The sequence below is a fragment of the Butyrivibrio proteoclasticus B316 genome, from assembly GCF_000145035.1.
Classification (GTDB): domain Bacteria; phylum Bacillota; class Clostridia; order Lachnospirales; family Lachnospiraceae; genus Butyrivibrio; species Butyrivibrio proteoclasticus.
Genome location: NC_014390.1, coordinates 146,105 through 160,905, shown reverse-complemented (window position 1 = coordinate 160,905; position 14,801 = coordinate 146,105). Strand labels below are relative to the sequence as shown.

General features: G+C 39.9%; 19 protein-coding genes and 1 pseudogene. 12 read left to right on the top strand and 8 right to left on the bottom strand.

Features of this window, described 5'->3' with window-relative positions; genetic code table 11:
- The first annotated feature begins 344 nt into the window (after nucleotides 1-344).
- From BPR_RS19210 to BPR_RS21170, 8 genes are all read left to right on the top strand, one after another.
- On the top strand, nucleotides 345-1,172 hold the full coding sequence (locus BPR_RS19210; protein ID WP_013283180.1) for a DUF5688 family protein: 828 nt from the start codon (nucleotides 345-347) through the stop codon (nucleotides 1,170-1,172).
- A gap of 63 nt (nucleotides 1,173-1,235) precedes the next feature.
- Nucleotides 1,236-1,568 (top strand): hypothetical protein, encoded by a 333-nt coding sequence (locus tag BPR_RS19205; protein WP_013283179.1) that lies wholly within the window; start codon nucleotides 1,236-1,238, stop codon nucleotides 1,566-1,568.
- A gap of 542 nt (nucleotides 1,569-2,110) precedes the next feature.
- Nucleotides 2,111-2,635, top strand: coding sequence for a helix-turn-helix domain-containing protein (locus BPR_RS19200; RefSeq protein WP_013283178.1), 525 nt, complete (start codon nucleotides 2,111-2,113; stop codon nucleotides 2,633-2,635).
- Nucleotides 2,636-2,661: 26 nt separating this feature from the next.
- Nucleotides 2,662-3,417 carry a PIN domain-containing protein gene (locus tag BPR_RS19195; RefSeq protein WP_013283177.1) on the top strand — a complete coding sequence of 252 codons (756 nt, stop codon included), beginning with the start codon at nucleotides 2,662-2,664 and terminating at the stop codon, nucleotides 3,415-3,417.
- Nucleotides 3,418-3,447: 30 nt separating this feature from the next.
- A complete protein-coding gene (locus tag BPR_RS19190) occupies nucleotides 3,448-3,633 on the top strand; it encodes a hypothetical protein (RefSeq protein WP_013283176.1) in 186 nt (61 codons plus the stop codon).
- Between the two features lie 271 nt (nucleotides 3,634-3,904).
- Nucleotides 3,905-4,246, top strand: coding sequence for a hypothetical protein (locus tag BPR_RS19185; protein WP_042258775.1), 342 nt, complete (start codon nucleotides 3,905-3,907; stop codon nucleotides 4,244-4,246).
- A gap of 520 nt (nucleotides 4,247-4,766) precedes the next feature.
- Nucleotides 4,767-4,997 carry a hypothetical protein gene (locus tag BPR_RS19180; RefSeq protein ID WP_013283174.1) on the top strand — a complete coding sequence of 77 codons (231 nt, stop codon included), beginning with the start codon at nucleotides 4,767-4,769 and terminating at the stop codon, nucleotides 4,995-4,997.
- Nucleotides 4,998-5,001: 4 nt separating this feature from the next.
- Nucleotides 5,002-5,205 carry a hypothetical protein gene (locus BPR_RS21170; protein WP_013283173.1) on the top strand — a complete coding sequence of 68 codons (204 nt, stop codon included), beginning with the start codon at nucleotides 5,002-5,004 and terminating at the stop codon, nucleotides 5,203-5,205.
- A 170-nt stretch (nucleotides 5,206-5,375) separates the two neighbouring features.
- Here BPR_RS21170 and BPR_RS19175 read toward each other — a convergent pair whose 3' ends face one another.
- Genes BPR_RS19175 through BPR_RS19160 form a run of 4 tightly spaced genes read right to left on the bottom strand, consistent with a single transcriptional unit; the run spans nucleotide 5,376 to nucleotide 7,631 of the window.
- Nucleotides 5,376-5,663 carry a hypothetical protein gene (locus tag BPR_RS19175; protein WP_013283172.1) on the bottom strand — a complete coding sequence of 96 codons (288 nt, stop codon included), beginning with the start codon at nucleotides 5,661-5,663 and terminating at the stop codon, nucleotides 5,376-5,378.
- Between the two features lie 12 nt (nucleotides 5,664-5,675).
- Nucleotides 5,676-5,984: a YolD-like family protein gene (locus BPR_RS19170; protein ID WP_013283171.1), complete on the bottom strand. Its 309-nt coding sequence runs from the start codon at nucleotides 5,982-5,984 to the stop codon at nucleotides 5,676-5,678.
- Nucleotides 5,985-6,009: 25 nt separating this feature from the next.
- Nucleotides 6,010-7,287: a Y-family DNA polymerase gene (locus tag BPR_RS19165; RefSeq protein WP_013283170.1), complete on the bottom strand. Its 1,278-nt coding sequence runs from the start codon at nucleotides 7,285-7,287 to the stop codon at nucleotides 6,010-6,012.
- On the bottom strand, nucleotides 7,284-7,631 hold the full coding sequence (locus BPR_RS19160; protein WP_013283169.1) for a hypothetical protein: 348 nt from the start codon (nucleotides 7,629-7,631) through the stop codon (nucleotides 7,284-7,286). Before BPR_RS19160 ends, BPR_RS19165 begins: the two co-directional genes overlap by 4 nt.
- A gap of 221 nt (nucleotides 7,632-7,852) precedes the next feature.
- Between BPR_RS19160 and BPR_RS19155 the strand changes: the two genes are divergently transcribed.
- Together BPR_RS19155 and BPR_RS19150 are read left to right on the top strand one after the other, a co-directional pair.
- On the top strand, nucleotides 7,853-8,557 hold the full coding sequence (locus BPR_RS19155) for a hypothetical protein (protein WP_242662279.1): 705 nt from the start codon (nucleotides 7,853-7,855) through the stop codon (nucleotides 8,555-8,557).
- Between the two features lie 3 nt (nucleotides 8,558-8,560).
- Nucleotides 8,561-10,072 carry a hypothetical protein gene (locus BPR_RS19150; RefSeq protein ID WP_013283167.1) on the top strand — a complete coding sequence of 504 codons (1,512 nt, stop codon included), beginning with the start codon at nucleotides 8,561-8,563 and terminating at the stop codon, nucleotides 10,070-10,072.
- A 292-nt stretch (nucleotides 10,073-10,364) separates the two neighbouring features.
- Here BPR_RS19150 and BPR_RS21680 read toward each other — a convergent pair.
- A pseudogene (locus tag BPR_RS21680) lies at nucleotides 10,365-10,466 on the bottom strand (flavodoxin); the annotation flags it as partial.
- Nucleotides 10,467-10,592: 126 nt separating this feature from the next.
- On the opposite strand from BPR_RS21680, the gene BPR_RS21515 reads away from it, so the two are divergent.
- Nucleotides 10,593-10,727 carry a hypothetical protein gene (locus tag BPR_RS21515; RefSeq protein ID WP_275450188.1) on the top strand — a complete coding sequence of 45 codons (135 nt, stop codon included), beginning with the start codon at nucleotides 10,593-10,595 and terminating at the stop codon, nucleotides 10,725-10,727.
- Nucleotides 10,728-10,859: 132 nt separating this feature from the next.
- A complete protein-coding gene (locus BPR_RS19145; RefSeq protein WP_013283165.1) occupies nucleotides 10,860-11,099 on the top strand; it encodes a hypothetical protein in 240 nt (79 codons plus the stop codon).
- Nucleotides 11,100-11,382: 283 nt separating this feature from the next.
- On the opposite strand, the gene BPR_RS19140 is transcribed toward BPR_RS19145, so the two are convergent.
- The 3 genes from BPR_RS19140 to BPR_RS20225 form a co-directional block, all read right to left on the bottom strand.
- On the bottom strand, nucleotides 11,383-13,275 hold the full coding sequence (locus tag BPR_RS19140; RefSeq protein WP_013283164.1) for a hypothetical protein: 1,893 nt from the start codon (nucleotides 13,273-13,275) through the stop codon (nucleotides 11,383-11,385).
- A 249-nt stretch (nucleotides 13,276-13,524) separates the two neighbouring features.
- A complete protein-coding gene (locus BPR_RS19135; protein WP_013283163.1) occupies nucleotides 13,525-14,316 on the bottom strand; it encodes a hypothetical protein in 792 nt (263 codons plus the stop codon).
- Nucleotides 14,316-14,672 (bottom strand): Mor transcription activator family protein, encoded by a 357-nt coding sequence (locus BPR_RS20225; protein ID WP_013283162.1) that lies wholly within the window; start codon nucleotides 14,670-14,672, stop codon nucleotides 14,316-14,318. Before BPR_RS20225 ends, BPR_RS19135 begins: the two co-directional genes overlap by 1 nt.
- Nucleotides 14,673-14,801: the final 129 nt, after the last annotated feature.

Sequence of the window (14,801 nt, the reverse complement as noted above, 5' to 3'; positions counted from 1 at the left end):
TTCTGTATGGACGCACTTTCCAAGTCCACCGCCTGTCGGTTTGCTGGAGTGCATCGTAGCCCTTCTGGTCCTGTCTGCAAGGGCTGCCCTACGGCGTCTCGTTCCTTGTCTCTTGCATCCTGTCCCATCCGGGCTACAGAAGATGCACGCAAACCCGACAGATAGGCGATGAACTCAGAAAGCACATCCATAAACACAGAAAGGAGAAGAAAAAAAGCACATGGAAAATCTCACACGAAAAAAGGAACGCTCCCCTCCAGAAAAGGTTCTGAATCTAGAAAGCACATTCAGGGCTCTGCCCAAAAAACAAAAAATCGACTAATTCAAATTTGGAGGAAAAAATCATGAACATTACAGTTAATTCTATTATCGAGGAACTTACAAACAGAGGTTATATCGTATCAGAGCAGACTTGCATCAAGAATGGAATTGAAAAGAAAGGCGTTTCAGTCAAGAAGAGCGAAGAGGACAGGATTGCTCCTACTCTGTATCTTGAGGAAGTTGTTGAGGACGCAGAAGAGAGGAACATGACTCTTTCAGAGGTTGTGGACAGCCTTGAGAACCTTGTTTCTAGGGAGTTTAGTTTTGACGTTGACAAGTTATTTTCGGCAGACTACCTTGCAGAGCATATCCGCATAGGAGTACAGAGAGAGGGAACAGAGGAACTTATCAAGAAGACAAGTGAGTTTGAGGGAATCGAAGAGTATCTCTATATCGCAGATACAAACAACGGAGAGAGCTTTTCGATAAAGCTAAAGCCTAGAATGGCAGAGCAGGCAGGACTTACAGAGGAATATCTTTTCGAGGTTGCAGAAAGGAACAACCACGAAGAGTTTACCGCCCAGCCGCTGATGAACCTCATTGCGCAGATGATGGGCACGGACTCTTTCGGAAGTGATGGAGAGGTTGCTCCGATGTATGTTCTTTCTAATAAGAGCAACATCAAGGGAGCAAGCGCAATGCTTGATAAAAAGGGTATCGCAGAACTTGCCGACAGAATCGGTGTTCACGAGTTTGTACTTCTTCCATCGAGTATCCATGAGTGCATTTTAGTACCCAAGACAAGCGAGGTTGACATGAAAATGTTTGAGAACATGGTTAAGGAAGTCAACGCAACCACAGTTGACCCACTAGAAAGACTTGTTGACAGAGCGTATCTACTGACCGCCTAACATATAGATTATAAGACCAAGTGGGGAAGAGGAAAAAACTCTTCCCTACGGAAAGGAGCATTGATGACAAACGAGCAGATTATATTTAACAGCCGAATAAGGCTGATGAACGAGGGAGTTATAGGAACTACGGGAAGAAACATAGTGATAGAGGATAGTGAGGGTAGAAAAACACTCACAAGGGAACCCGAGGAGATACACACATACATGGAGTGGAAGAGAAGAGGCTACACCGTAAGGCATGGCGAGAAGTGCATCTCACGGCTTCCGATATGGAAGAGCATTCCGCTGAAGAAAAGCGGAGAAGAGCCACAAGAAAAAATGATCCTGAAAGAGGCTTTTTTCTTTAAGGCTTCTCAGGTAGAAAGGAGCGTAGAAGAGGAAAAGCCAGTCTGAAAACTTAATACCAGAAGAGAAAAGCAGCCGCGAGGAATTTATCACAGAATACCTTTTGGAGCGTGGCTGCTTTTGTCGTGGGGGAGCCCATGAGGCTTGACCCTTTCCCCCACACCCCCTTTCCCACAGGCGTTAGGAATGTCGAAGGCACGTGAGAATTAAAGTCGCCATTCCTAACGCCTGCACTGGTCTGCACTCGCGAGAACGTGAGAATTTAGTTCGCTCCTGCAGACCAGTTTACGGGCGGCGCAAGAAGGGGAGTTCTAGCGCGCCGCCCGAATCTAGTCATGACACCCCCGACACCCCGGCAGATCACAAGGATAATTGCCGCGCCCGTTTCCCGACACCCTTCCCAGGCAACGCCCAAAGTGCTGAAATAAAAAGAAATAGGATCTAAGTCAGTATTTTACTGGATTCTAGTAGTCGTTTTTTTGCCCCCAATAGGACAACAAATTAATACCACATTAAATGAGCAATATTTACTACAACAATATTGACAGGAACAAATAATATGTGGTATTAATTTTTCTGGAGGTGTAAAAATGAAAACTTATACTGTAAACGATATTGCAGAATTATTGCATACAAATCCTGAAACTGTTAGACGTTGGATACGTGAAAAAAAGCTTAAAGCAACGAAAAGTTCGAATAAGGAAGGAAATGAAATAGCTGAAAGTGATTTTGAGAAATTTTTAAAGGCTTCTCCAAAATACGCAAGTGTTGCAGGAATTTCACTAATTAGTGCTGGAATAGGTGGAGGAGTGGTTAGTCCAGCTTTAAGTGCGATAGGAATAGGAACAGTAGTTGTTGGAGAAATAATTAATGATGTGCTGAAGAATAATGATAACACCTCTGAAATACAAAGGTATGACATTCAAGATTTTATTGATATTTTTAAAAATCATTTAACTTCAAATACAGTAAAAATTAAGGCAAAGAAAGAAGAAGTTGAAAAAAAACGAGAAGAAATAGCTAATTTGCAGGCAGATATTGATAAACTTGAAAAGAAGAATAAAGCTCTAAAATCGACTTTGAAGATACTTTTGAAGGAAACAAAAGAAAAGTAAGAAGTAGTTTGGGAAAGGAATCCAGTATGGCAGATCAAAGAAATCTAGGTTACGTCAGAAAGATGCTTAGAGTAAATAACATAATTTATATTGATACATGTTCTCTAATGAATCCAGCGATAGACAAATTGATAAAGAATTATAAACACCTTTTTATTATGTATGATCGTAAAATTACTATTACGCATGATGTTTATTGTGAATTAGGTCGCCTTCTTTCTCCTGATAGCGATGAATGTAATAAGGCCATGCATGCTATTGAAATCTTACATAATAATCCTGATCTTTTTAATATAGAGCATGAGATAATTACGGAGGAAGCACTTGAAAAAGCGTTTGGAGATTATGACATTCATCAATTGATTTTTGAAAACCGACGTGAGGCGCATCAATTATTGATTACAAATGATCATAATCTTAGTGCAGACGTATTCAAATATAATAGTTTTAGGTCGGTAAAAGGAGAAAGCGTTTGGGTATGTTACATTAACTACAATGGTGAGTTACAACCATGCGAATGTGTTGCAGAAAAGGTATACGCCCAAGCTATTAATGGCTACCTGCAAGAGCAAAAAAGAAAGAAAGATTCAGATGGGAAAAATGAAACCGGGGATAAAAATAAATCCGAAAAAAGTGTAAACGCTAATCAAGAGAAGCATAAGCAGAAAACAGGCTGGGAAAAAGCTATGTATGGTTTGGCTGGTGTGGCAACGGGATTTTGTATTGGGAAGTTTGGAAAGGCAGCAATATCTGCACTTGGATCATTTATTTCGATGGTATAAAGAGTTTTTGTTTAGGAAGGAAGAGAGTATATGACAACTACTTTTTTTGATAATGATTTTTATAATGAGTATTTTGATGAGCCAGATCGCATATGTACAAATAGTTCAGATGGCGCGGTGTTTGCAGGATATGATGACGAGGAAGGTAATACCACTTGGTATAACAAGAATGGTACTATTGAGGGCACTTATGCAACTCAGGATGACTGGTGCTAGTATCCGGTATATACACTGAAGAAGTAGTATCTACTTCAGTGGTTGCTTGTTCTTCAAACCAAGTGCAAATTGACTGATAGTGGGCGGCTAGCGCAATCGCCCACTTTTTTGTTGGCGTAATTTTGTTTCGCAAAAAAACTATTTACAAATGGTTTTCATTCTGTTATATTATCCCTCGCAGCCATTCACAGCTGTAGTTATTGCGGTCGCAATAATTTACTTTCCAACACTTTTAGTTACTGACGTTTGTTTTTTGTTACAAGGAGTTTTTATGTTTACAGCTAATGATTTTTTATCAATGACAGATTACTTTGATTTCCGTTCCACAGATGGAGAGACTTTCTTTGAAGTAGTATCAAAGAACACTACTCACTGTTGGAAGGTGGTTGATATGGGAGCTTATTACAGGCTTTATCATGCCCATAAATACGAAGATGGATACCATATTCATGGCCAGTTTGGTCTGATGCTCGACTGTGTGCTTGAGATTGTTGAACATGATGAGTGGAAGATTGGATTGTGGAGACACAAGAATATCGGTAGAAGGAAGCAGCCTAAGACTTATTTTGACAAGCTTATAGAAACATATGTCAGAGTTCCAGCGTATGCGTAAGGTGGTTTCATGTTTCTTGAGGACCAGGCATGCCAAAATGGAGTTTGAATCTCGAATCGGAGTCAATAAAAGCCAGGCAGTGCCTGGCTGGATTGTAGGGAGGAAGGCTACCCTGCTAATCCAATTGGTAGCCTGTGTGTTATGAATATGAAAAAGTATGTGTGGGGTATCAGGTTTTCTGTTCCTGATAAGGCAATGATAGTATCTCAACCTAAACCAAACCTAAATTGAATCTGAAAGAAATATAAAGCTTATTATGCATCACCTGTTCCATTGGCGTTCCATTGGACTGTGGGAGCTGAATTATAGATACAGAAACGATTCTTGCGAATATAACGCAGTTTTGAAGTAGCAAAAAATATAGACAATTTGAAACCGCATGTAATCTAAGGTTCAAGGTAACCATATGATTGAGCTAGCTTTACTTCCAGATAAAATCTGCCTTTTTACTGGGAAGAATAATGTACATTTTATTGTTCATAATTCTGCGTAAGGCGGCATAGGGGATAGGAGATATGATATGTGTAGATATTGCGAAGATCATGATGAGTACTATGAAGGATGTATGATTGCCACTAGTATTGATTTGGGGCTTGCTGGAGAAATTAATATGTGGGTTCTCATTGAACCTGAAAGTAAGCAGCTTGCGGTACATGTTTTACATAGGGGAACTGCTAAACAGTTGGAATTTCGCAGAGGAATAAATTACTGTCCTATGTGTGGCAGAAACCTGATCAATGTAACTGAATAATACAATGGATTGGCCTATGCTGTCTCGGAGGAGCTATAGGGGAGATATTAGACCAGTAATCAGTATGAAGAGGAAAAGAGAAAAGATCATAATAATTTATGACAAAATAAAGGCGGCTCTCTGGCCGCCTCTAAAATCCCTTGGCCTTTATGAAACATACGTCATATTGGCTGTAGATGTATTTTTGATACCCTTTAGTAAAGCTTAAGCTACCTGAAGTATCTTTTTTTCCTATGCATTGGTAAAGCATCGCTACCTTTGCTGGTTTATGTTTTTAATACGGCTCGTCTTTTGTAAAGCGAAAGCTACTTGGACTGCTGTATTTTTGATGTTCTATATATTTATACGAACAAGGAATGATTGTGGCAAAACAATATATTATATTCCAAGTCGCCATTTTGGTTTTGTTGAGGGCTCGTAATATAACCTGATGATACGTTTGGTATTCATGGCTATGATCATACACTCAAATAAATAGGTATTACTTGTAATATAGACGCCATCCTCTGTAGTAAATGTTCCTTTGTCCTTTACCTGCCGGTATCCTTTGATATTATAGGTTTCGTATTCACCATTTTCGTCCATGAATCTCAAACGCATTGGAATAATGCTGCCATCTGCCTTGTGCTCACAGATCACATCAACTTCATCTTTTATTTTTCCCATAAATTGACCTTTCTATATTCCCTGGATTTCTCTGATATCATCAAAGCTTATGTCAGTAGTTACGACAGTAAGATACCGTGCATCTTTTTTGATCTTGGAGATAAGCCCTGTTTTGGTGAGATAGGCGCCATTATCAAAATAAACGATAGTGACCATATCGCCTATCTTTAACAGAGATAGCTGATAATCCAGGTACTCAAGGGACTCCTCTGTCAGAAGAATCTTTTCAACTTCAATATGTTCCTGTAGTCTTAATGCCTCTTCAAAGCCCTTTAGGGCTGCAAAGGGCATGAACTGGCTTGCTCTGTCCGTTCTTGGCATTGTCCTTTCCTCTGTATCAGATGTTTCACGCTTTGTGGCCGCCAATAAAGCTGTTTTTGGCTATGGTATTTCCGGCTTCAAGCAGGTCCATTCCCTTAACGATGGCATTTTTCCCATATCTGTTTTTTATCTGGTTGACGGACCGGATGATCTGTCTGTCTTTTTCCATCACCGTAGGATCAACAAAAAAGCTGTACTGCTCAAAGCATTCATCAAGGATAGCGTTAGCACTGACATTGACCCGTCTTATCGGAACATTCCTGAGCGTACTCTTCAAATATAGCTGAACAAAAGCATCCATCAGAATCCGGAAGGAATTGGTAGTCACCTGCAGCGTTGCACTTGCTCCTGTGGGCGGGAAAGTTTCTGCACTGTAGCCTATGAAAAGAGATATATTGTTACTCACTACATGGGCTGCGACCATATTTAAAGACAGTTCATCAGCCATCTCTTTTACTATCAAAAGAGCCTCATCATAAGAATAATCACGCATTAGGACCTGACCGCATGACAGGGACTTGGATCTTGTCTGATAGTTCTTGATGTCCTGCATGGTACACGACTCGCGCCCCCAGGCATGGTCTATGAGATACTCTGCAAGGACTCCGAACTGCTTGTACAGCATCTTTTCAGGGAAAAGAGCTATATCCCCCTGGGTGTACATACCAAGGGAGTTGAGCCTTCTCTGTGTGCCGGGACCAATCCGCCAAAAGTCAGTAAGTGGCCTGTGTTTCCACAGCCTTTCCTTAAATGAGTCTTCATCAAGCTCCGCAATGAAGTCAGGAGAGTGCTTGGCAAGGATATCAAGGGCTACCTTGGCGAGATACAGATTAGTACCAATGCCGCAGGTAGCCCTGAGTCCAAGCTTATTTCTGATGTCACCCATTATACGAAGGGCAAGCTCGTGTGCCGATAACCCATATAGAGCAAGGTACGCTGTCACATCAAGAAAAGCTTCATCTATGGAATATACATGAATGTCCTCCTTGGCAATGTAACTAAGATATATTCCGTATATGCTGGCTGAGACATCTATGTAGCGCTGCATCCTGGGCGGAGCAACTATGTAGTCAAGATGCGTAGGTATCTCGTAGATCCTGCAGCGGTTCTTGATACCAAGGGCCTTCATTGCTGGCGTGATGGCAAGACAGATAGTTCCCTTGCTGCGCTCCTTGTCTGCAACTGCAAGAAGAGTAGTCATTGGATCCAGCCCTCTGTCTACGCACTCTACGCTTGCATAGAAGCTCTTAAGGTCTATGATCATGTAGCTCCTCTGATGGGATGAAAGAGAAGAGCTACTCATAATGCAGCTCCTTGGAGATTTCCCATAGCATCGATATAGACACTTCTGTCGTCAATATACAGGTCACAGGTGATCTTCCTGCTGTTGTTTCCATAAAGCTCTACTATCTCAGGCAGATTGTCATTGACCGCATCAAAAGACACTCCGTGGTCCTCACACCATCTTGTGGCATCCATCAGCGCCTGCCCCGCACGGCAGGTCCAGAGGATGAGCTTATTTCCGGCAGCTTTTTCTTTAATCAGATATTCTATTAGTGTCTTATTGGGTGCACCCAGATCCGGCCAGTTGCTATAGCAAAGCGTTCCATCAAAGTCCACTGCAATAATCTTATAATCTGTTTCCATAGCATTTCCTCATAATAAAAATCGAATATATGTTCCGAACAACTGTTTGCGTATTTCATATAATACACTTACCGAACAAATGTTTCAATCGAACAGATTATAAAATTTTTGTGTTTAATGATATAGATGTACAATATTATTTGTTGATTAATTATAATGGAACTGATATGTGACAAGGAAAGGCTATAAATATGATTAAACAAACAAAGAAACTAATAATTGTGTGCGATGAAAAAACAGAAGGATATGCAAACTACCTTAGGCAACTCATCAGCACTAATGACGATAAAGAAGATAAGGTGGTCGGATTAGCTGATGGATCAGTAGATGCAGCAGTTTGGCTTGAGACAGATTATTTAGCAAATAAGGTAAAGATTTCTTCGAACGAGCATATTTTGTTCGTGGGAAACACCAAGGCCAGCAAGAGCGAGACTTCAAGCATGATTGTTAGGTTTGAAAAATTTGGAATGAAATATGGATGGCTTGGTAAGCGAGGAATGATGGTTGTAGATAATGATATGTTAAAGCCAGAAGAATACGATCAGTTTATTGAGCTTTGTTTAGGCTATGAAACTACTTTTGAAAAGATCGCCATGAAAAAATCTAAGTTAAAAGAATTAGTACACAAGCCGGAGGGACTAATTGATAATAAAGTAGATGAAGACGATGGTCAGGAAGTTGTAGAAGTGCCTGATACTGATGGAAAAAAGAAACTTTCGAACGCATTGGTGGCTGTTGGGAAAATCGCTGCTGAAGCTGCTGTAGGAGTTGGTGGGATTGGCCAGGCCGTAGGAGTAGCAGCTTCCAAAGGAATTGTGGATGGCATTAACAAAATACAATTACACAACAAAATCAAGGATCAGCAGTACAGAGCACTTGCCGTAATATTATATATTGATGGACTCTCAGAGTTTATGGAGGGATAAGGCATGGAGGGATTCAGAGAAGGATATAACTTCTTTGCAGAACATGCAGGCGTTTTCTTGGGAGTGGACACTGGTGAGATATATGTTGATCAGGTTAATCAAGAAATTAGCAACTTTGTTGAAAGTATCGATCATTTTGAGGGAATGAAAAGCAATGTGGATACCTTAAAAGGTGATCTGGCAGAGTTTTGGCATACAGGAACGTTTAATATTGATGCTGTTATAAAAGGGTCTGAACATAGAGTTCAGGTTGATAGAAGTCATGAATTTGGATCAGCTGATATAAGCGCAGTGAATTTTGATCGTTCTTTTGGCTTAAAATACTACAAAAATGGTGTCGAGAGTGCAAAACAGCAGGCGAAAAGTGTATTTGATGCCTATAAGCATTACAAGTCAGGAGGCGGAAAAGAAGAGTTAGAAGAATACTTGATTAATAGAGGGTATCCAGACGAAACTGTATTAAATGATCCAGTATATTCAGGACAGTATCGTGTTATTCCTGCAGACCAGTATAAGATTGCTGAACAATGGCTCAAGAATAAAATAAATACAGAGCGAGCAAATAGATCTGATCAGGTTAAACGTTATGAAGATGCTTTGCACATGCTTAAAAAGAGAGTAGAAGATGGTAATGGAGTAACTTCAAAGGATTTAACTGAAAAGGGGGCCAGAGCGTTGGCCATTCATGCAAAAGCTGGGGATGTTGATCCTGAAAAGCTTGGTCTTACTACAGAGGAATTGATTGAATATGAATATATCTTAAAGCAGGCATTCAAAGCAGGATTAACTGCGGCAACTATTTCTATAGTATTAAAAACTGCACCTGCAATAGTAAATGCAGTTAAGTACTTAATAGATAATGGGGAACTTGAAGGTGAGCAGCTTAAAAAGGTTGGTTTTGCTTCGCTTACTGGAGCTTCTGAGGGCTTTGTAAGAGGAACTGTTTCAGCTTCTCTAACGGCAGCTTGTAAATCCGGAATCCTTGGTGAAGCTCTTAAGGGCATTGACCCTTCAGTCATTGGTGCAGTGACAGTTATCACAATTAATACCATGAAGAATGCTTATGAAGTATCCGTTGGTAAAATGACTCGCAGCGAGATGGCAAATGAACTGATTAAAACAATGTTTACAAGCACGTGTGCCTTGGCATTAGGAGCTGTGTCCCAGAGTTTCGTAGAAATCCCTGTATTGGGATATATGATTGGAAGCTTTATCGGTTCACTGTTTGGATCTTTTACTTATTCAGCACTTTATCACCCGGCCATCTCATTTTGTGTAGATACAGGGTTTACTATGTTTGGGCTTGTCGAACAGGATTACCAGCTTCCTGAGGAAGTTATAAAAGAAATAGGAATTGATGTTTTTGATTATGAGCAATTTCAGTATAATCAGTTTGAACCCGAAAAATTTGAATTTAAACAATTTGATACAGAACAGTTCGCACCGCAGCAACTTGAAATGACATTTTTACGAAGAGGTGTTATTGGTGTTAATGAAATAGGGTATGTATTTTAATCATGAGAAATGATGTTGGAGCATCTGATATTAGTAACTCAACGGTGTCAAGTATTAAAACATTTGACACCGCTTTTTATATGGTATAAAGATGCGTCTTGGATCGGAGCCATATATAAGTGTCATGAAGAAAATAACCGAAATGGGTATGATTTTTGCAATACATACTTCGCATAACTACAATTAGGCGAAATATAATATATAATACAAATAAAAAACTTGCTTTTTTCTTAATTAAAACCGTGGAATTCTCCGTTTGAAACCCTGAAAACGCAATACAGAGCATTTTCTGTTATAAGTTCTTATAGAACTCTACAGCGTCACTGATTTCAGCTTCATCAGGATGACCCTTCTGGATTCCGCCAACAAGTCTGAATGGTTCATAGGTGTCAAAATCAGGAAATTATGATTTTGATACTTATGGGACCTTTGTATCTTTCATTCAGATTTAGAGAGTGGCGTGATAGCAAGAAATAATGTGTTTTTATATTTTTGAAAAATATGTGCTGGAGGTAGCTGTATGAAAAGGGATATGGCAGTAAAGAAAGAATGGACACTGATGGGAGTATTATTGTTTATATCTACAGTATTTGGTTTCCTTGGCTTTTTTGTTGGCAGGGATGCTTTTGGAAAGATGATTGGAAAAAGAAACTAACGTAGTGATTTAGTGTACGTATGAATGAAGTTAAAGCTCTTTAAATGTTATCTGCCAGATCAAGACACCATTCGTATAAATAAGTGAAAACAAAAAACATTAGCCCTAAGGTGAAGGCAGAAAGGAGCGCATATGAGAAACAATGAGTATAAAAAGTTCAAACTTAATGATAATGAACTTATGATGGTTGCTGGTGGTGACGCTGGTGGAAAATACTATATCGTGAGATATAAGGGAAATGATGGAAAGTATTATACAGCAATTTGCGCTACGTATCAGGCCGCACTTGACTTATGCGCTCGTGTAGGAGTGGATCCTTCAACCATAGATGTTACTGATAATCCTTTTCCAAGTTGGGGATTTGGAGCTTAAATCCATATGATCGTTCTCTATAAGTTGATAAGAGGGCAGGAGTTTCTGAACAGGAGCACCTGTTAAAAGCCGGAGCAAAAGCTCCGGCAGAATCTTAGGGAGGAAGGCTGTCATGCTGTTGTGACAGCCTTTTTGCTATGAAAATGAAAAAGTATGTGTGGGGGGTTATCAGGTTTTCTCTTCCTGATAAGACAATGATAATCTGCCTACTTTAATCCAACCTAAATTGTTTCTGAAAAAATCTTAACCCGATGGAACACTCGTTACGTTAGTACAAAATAGATTAACCTGTGCGCGAGGTTATTTTGATTTTCCCATTATTATACGCAGTGACGGTTCTATCTTTAAAACCCGAAATACTATCTTTAATGTTAAGCGACGAAAGGAAAGCTGATGCCATATCTGTTCCAGATGCAATTGAGGAAGGAACTATTGTTTCGAAGCCATCTTCTCCGCGAAGTTCCAAATATAGTTCCTTGCCCGCTTGGTATCCGACAGATGCAAGCATTGCGCCTGCCATGCTTCCAGCCATATAGGAAAATGGTATGAACGGGAATAGCGCAAGCATAAGTGCACCGGTTGTTTGAGAAGCAAGGGCGATAATTATATCCTGTGTCATTAAGTCTGCATATTCTGTTTTTGTAATTTTTCCTGATGAGAGCTGATATCCATAGCGGATAGCGTCTATTGTTAATACTGTCAATGTTCCAACGGTCTCTGGAGCAATGTTTACAAGACTTGTACCAAATTTCCCTGACTGAGCAGCGACGACAATCGCACTGCTCACAGAGCCTTCTACAAAGCCTTCAGAACCGGCAAGTATGCCATCAATACCGGTTTCTTTGAGTTTCTCTTCATCAACTTTGCCATTTTTAGCTGCATCTACAATTATTTCATATATATCTGGTCCAATGGCAAAAGCTGTGCTAATCATTGCTGATTGCGCACCAGCATTAATGGATTGCTTGAGGATATATCTGGTGGTAATAAGCTGTGATGGAGAAATACCAAAGTCTGCAGGATCAAAATCTCCATCCCTACATAGTTCAACAATTGCTTTTGCCTCACTCTCACTGAGAGGGCGTGACTTTGTACCATCAGGGGCTTCAATTCTATCAGCAAGGTTATCTATGGTTTCTTGTAAAGCGGGAGATAGCGCTTGCCGATCAAGGCTGTCGCTGCCTGTCATCTTGGCATTTCGATTTTTTAGATATGTCTTAGCCTTATCTAACTGATCTGTCGGGATGATTCGTCCTTGTCCGGAGTACAATGAATCATAAAGTGAATCCAGTGATTTGCCATATTGTGCAAGATATTCTTCATCGGACATAGGAGTTCCGCCATTGCGTTCAGTTTTGGCGCAATACTCACGATAGTCTTCAAAAAATGTCCTAGCTTGGGCATTTGCACTGCTGTCAGCGTCCTTATAGTACTTTAGACTGTAATCAGAAGTGTTTTTTCCATCTGAAATGACTACATCTGCGGAATTGGCTTTATTTGATGATGGCCTTGTAGCTTTATAATCAGAGTTGTTCAGAGCGGCATCGATGTTAAATGTATCTGTTGCCCACACCTCAGCAGCAAATCCGGCTTCTTGGGCAATGCCACGATTTGTGCGTACTGTGTCCACCATGTTTTTTTGGAGTGAGGTAATACTGTTCTGGACAGAGTTGACGTAGCTCTGTCCTTTTAGAGCTGCTATTGCAGTACCGGTATACTGTGCAGCATAATCCCATCCTGCCTCGAACTTGGCAGTGTCTATATTGGCGATATAGTTCTTGATGCTGTTGCCGGCTTTTGATGCCGCGTTTGATGCGGAATTATAAGCTTTTCCAGCACCATCAGAAATTACTTCACCAGTTTTTTCCGCACCTTCCTTGGCCTTAGTGGCAGCTTCCTTTGACGCTGCACCTGCTTTTTCAGATACATCTTTTGCAGCTTTTCCGGCGTCATCCATTGTTTGTTTAGCAGCAGAGCCAGCTTTTTCAGCGGCTTTTTTAGTCGCTTCAGCGGCTTCGTTAGCTTTTTCTTTAGCAGTGTTACCTGCTTCTTCGGTCGCTTCTTTAATTTTTTCTAGCGCAGATGCTGAAGCTTTTATTGTAAAGTAAGGCATGGAAACAGAGCTAAGAAGAATAGATATAGAAAGCAAGATAGTCAGAGGTAACTTTTTGCACATAAATAAAATCCCTTTCACTTTATAGCAAATGACCATATTGTGAGGTTATTTTATCATGTGTATGTTTTTACAATTATAAAAATAACTGCAACTTATTATGAAAAAAATATTAAGCTACGCAGTGAGATACATGTTCACATTTCTCGTAAACGAAGGATAAAAAAGCACCTTAAATGCGAAACCTGAGTTCTACATTTAGGGTGCTTTTGTTTATATTACATCGAAAGGCAATATCCTAACTATATGTGTTTATAATGGATTAATTGGTATTTCTATCAGTTGTCCATGATAGTATTCATAGTAAAATTGCCCATTAGCCTTCTTCACCACTCCCCATTGATTGGTTTTATCAACCCCTTCGTATACTACGTCCAAAATGATAAGGTGACCAGATTCTGATACATATCGGATATTTCCATTATTATTTGCTCCGCTTACTGAGGAAGACCAGGTTCCATCGGAATTGATTGAGATTGATGTTTTGGCCTCCTCTTCCTCATTATCATATTTATCTATATATGTGATTTCACCATACCAGTCATTGTATATCTGATCTGCCGGCTCAGATTCCAGCTTAGTCATTTTAAACTCTATAGTTTCCATATGCACGTATTCGTAATAATATCCATCTGGATGCTTTTCAAAAGACCATTCATTTGTGCCATCGGTTCCTTCATACTGGACGGTCAATACAATTCTATTTCCCTTTTCAGAAGCAGCTTCCCATGTGCCCCAATTAAAGTCTCCATCAACACAAGACGCCCAGGTATTGTCAGCGTTGATAGATAATACTGCATCAAATGTTCCATCATTATAATCGGTGTGTATTTCTGTTTGTCCAAACCAATCACCTATTATTTTTTCAACACCACCTGTTTCTTCGACACTTTCCTTTGACGCATCTGCTGGTTCATCAGTTTTCTGTGAATCTTGAATCTTCACGCTTTCAGAATTCTGCGGCGTTATTTGTGAAGACTCTCCGCATCCAAATAAGAAGAAATATAATGTGCACGTCAACATAATACTAATAATCTTTTTCATTAAGCGTTTCTCCCATTTTCTTTTTCGTTTTTTATCTCGTTAATGATTTGCCTTATCCTTCTTTCTGAAAGGTTCACATTCCTGGCTATATCATGAGGACGCATGGTTTCCATGTTTTCTTCGATAAACTGTCTAGTGAATTCCTTTGAGTATAGTCTTTGCGGAAAGGAGATATTCAGACCTGAAAAGCGCTTCCAGATCTTTACTGCTGCAGCATCGCCTAGCAAATCAGCCATTTCTTTATAAACTCCGCTATAACGGTCTGGATTGCTGTTTATGACTATCACCTCCTCATTTCTATATTCTACAGAAGAGTTTTTGAAAATATCAGTTGTTGTGTTCTCTGAAATATTCATATGAAATATACACATGTTAATTTCCGACTATAACAAGTGCCATCCTCCTTTCTAACCGAGGGCAGGATTTTTACACGAGCATATAAAACTATGAATATACCCAGCTATATCTGCTGTTATTAGCATGAT

Coding starts and splice junctions, on each gene's coding strand:
- BPR_RS19180 (WP_013283174.1), top strand. CDS start 4,767: ATGTGTAGATATTGCGAAGATCATGATGAGTACTATGAAGGATGTATG.
- BPR_RS19200 (WP_013283178.1), top strand. CDS start 2,111: ATGAAAACTTATACTGTAAACGATATTGCAGAATTATTGCATACAAAT.
- BPR_RS19185 (WP_042258775.1), top strand. CDS start 3,905: ATGTTTACAGCTAATGATTTTTTATCAATGACAGATTACTTTGATTTC.
- BPR_RS21170 (WP_013283173.1), top strand. CDS start 5,002: ATGGATTGGCCTATGCTGTCTCGGAGGAGCTATAGGGGAGATATTAGA.
- BPR_RS19150 (WP_013283167.1), top strand. CDS start 8,561: ATGGAGGGATTCAGAGAAGGATATAACTTCTTTGCAGAACATGCAGGC.
- BPR_RS19190 (WP_013283176.1), top strand. CDS start 3,448: ATGACAACTACTTTTTTTGATAATGATTTTTATAATGAGTATTTTGAT.
- BPR_RS19195 (WP_013283177.1), top strand. CDS start 2,662: ATGGCAGATCAAAGAAATCTAGGTTACGTCAGAAAGATGCTTAGAGTA.
- BPR_RS19145 (WP_013283165.1), top strand. CDS start 10,860: ATGAGAAACAATGAGTATAAAAAGTTCAAACTTAATGATAATGAACTT.
- BPR_RS19135 (WP_013283163.1), bottom strand. CDS start 14,316: ATGAAAAAGATTATTAGTATTATGTTGACGTGCACATTATATTTCTTC.
- BPR_RS19160 (WP_013283169.1), bottom strand. CDS start 7,631: ATGGAAACAGATTATAAGATTATTGCAGTGGACTTTGATGGAACGCTT.
- BPR_RS19165 (WP_013283170.1), bottom strand. CDS start 7,287: ATGAGTAGCTCTTCTCTTTCATCCCATCAGAGGAGCTACATGATCATA.
- BPR_RS19140 (WP_013283164.1), bottom strand. CDS start 13,275: ATGTGCAAAAAGTTACCTCTGACTATCTTGCTTTCTATATCTATTCTT.
- BPR_RS19170 (WP_013283171.1), bottom strand. CDS start 5,984: ATGCCAAGAACGGACAGAGCAAGCCAGTTCATGCCCTTTGCAGCCCTA.
- BPR_RS21515 (WP_275450188.1), top strand. CDS start 10,593: ATGAAAAGGGATATGGCAGTAAAGAAAGAATGGACACTGATGGGAGTA.
- BPR_RS19175 (WP_013283172.1), bottom strand. CDS start 5,663: ATGGGAAAAATAAAAGATGAAGTTGATGTGATCTGTGAGCACAAGGCA.
- BPR_RS19210 (WP_013283180.1), top strand. CDS start 345: ATGAACATTACAGTTAATTCTATTATCGAGGAACTTACAAACAGAGGT.
- BPR_RS20225 (WP_013283162.1), bottom strand. CDS start 14,672: ATGAATATTTCAGAGAACACAACAACTGATATTTTCAAAAACTCTTCT.
- BPR_RS19205 (WP_013283179.1), top strand. CDS start 1,236: ATGACAAACGAGCAGATTATATTTAACAGCCGAATAAGGCTGATGAAC.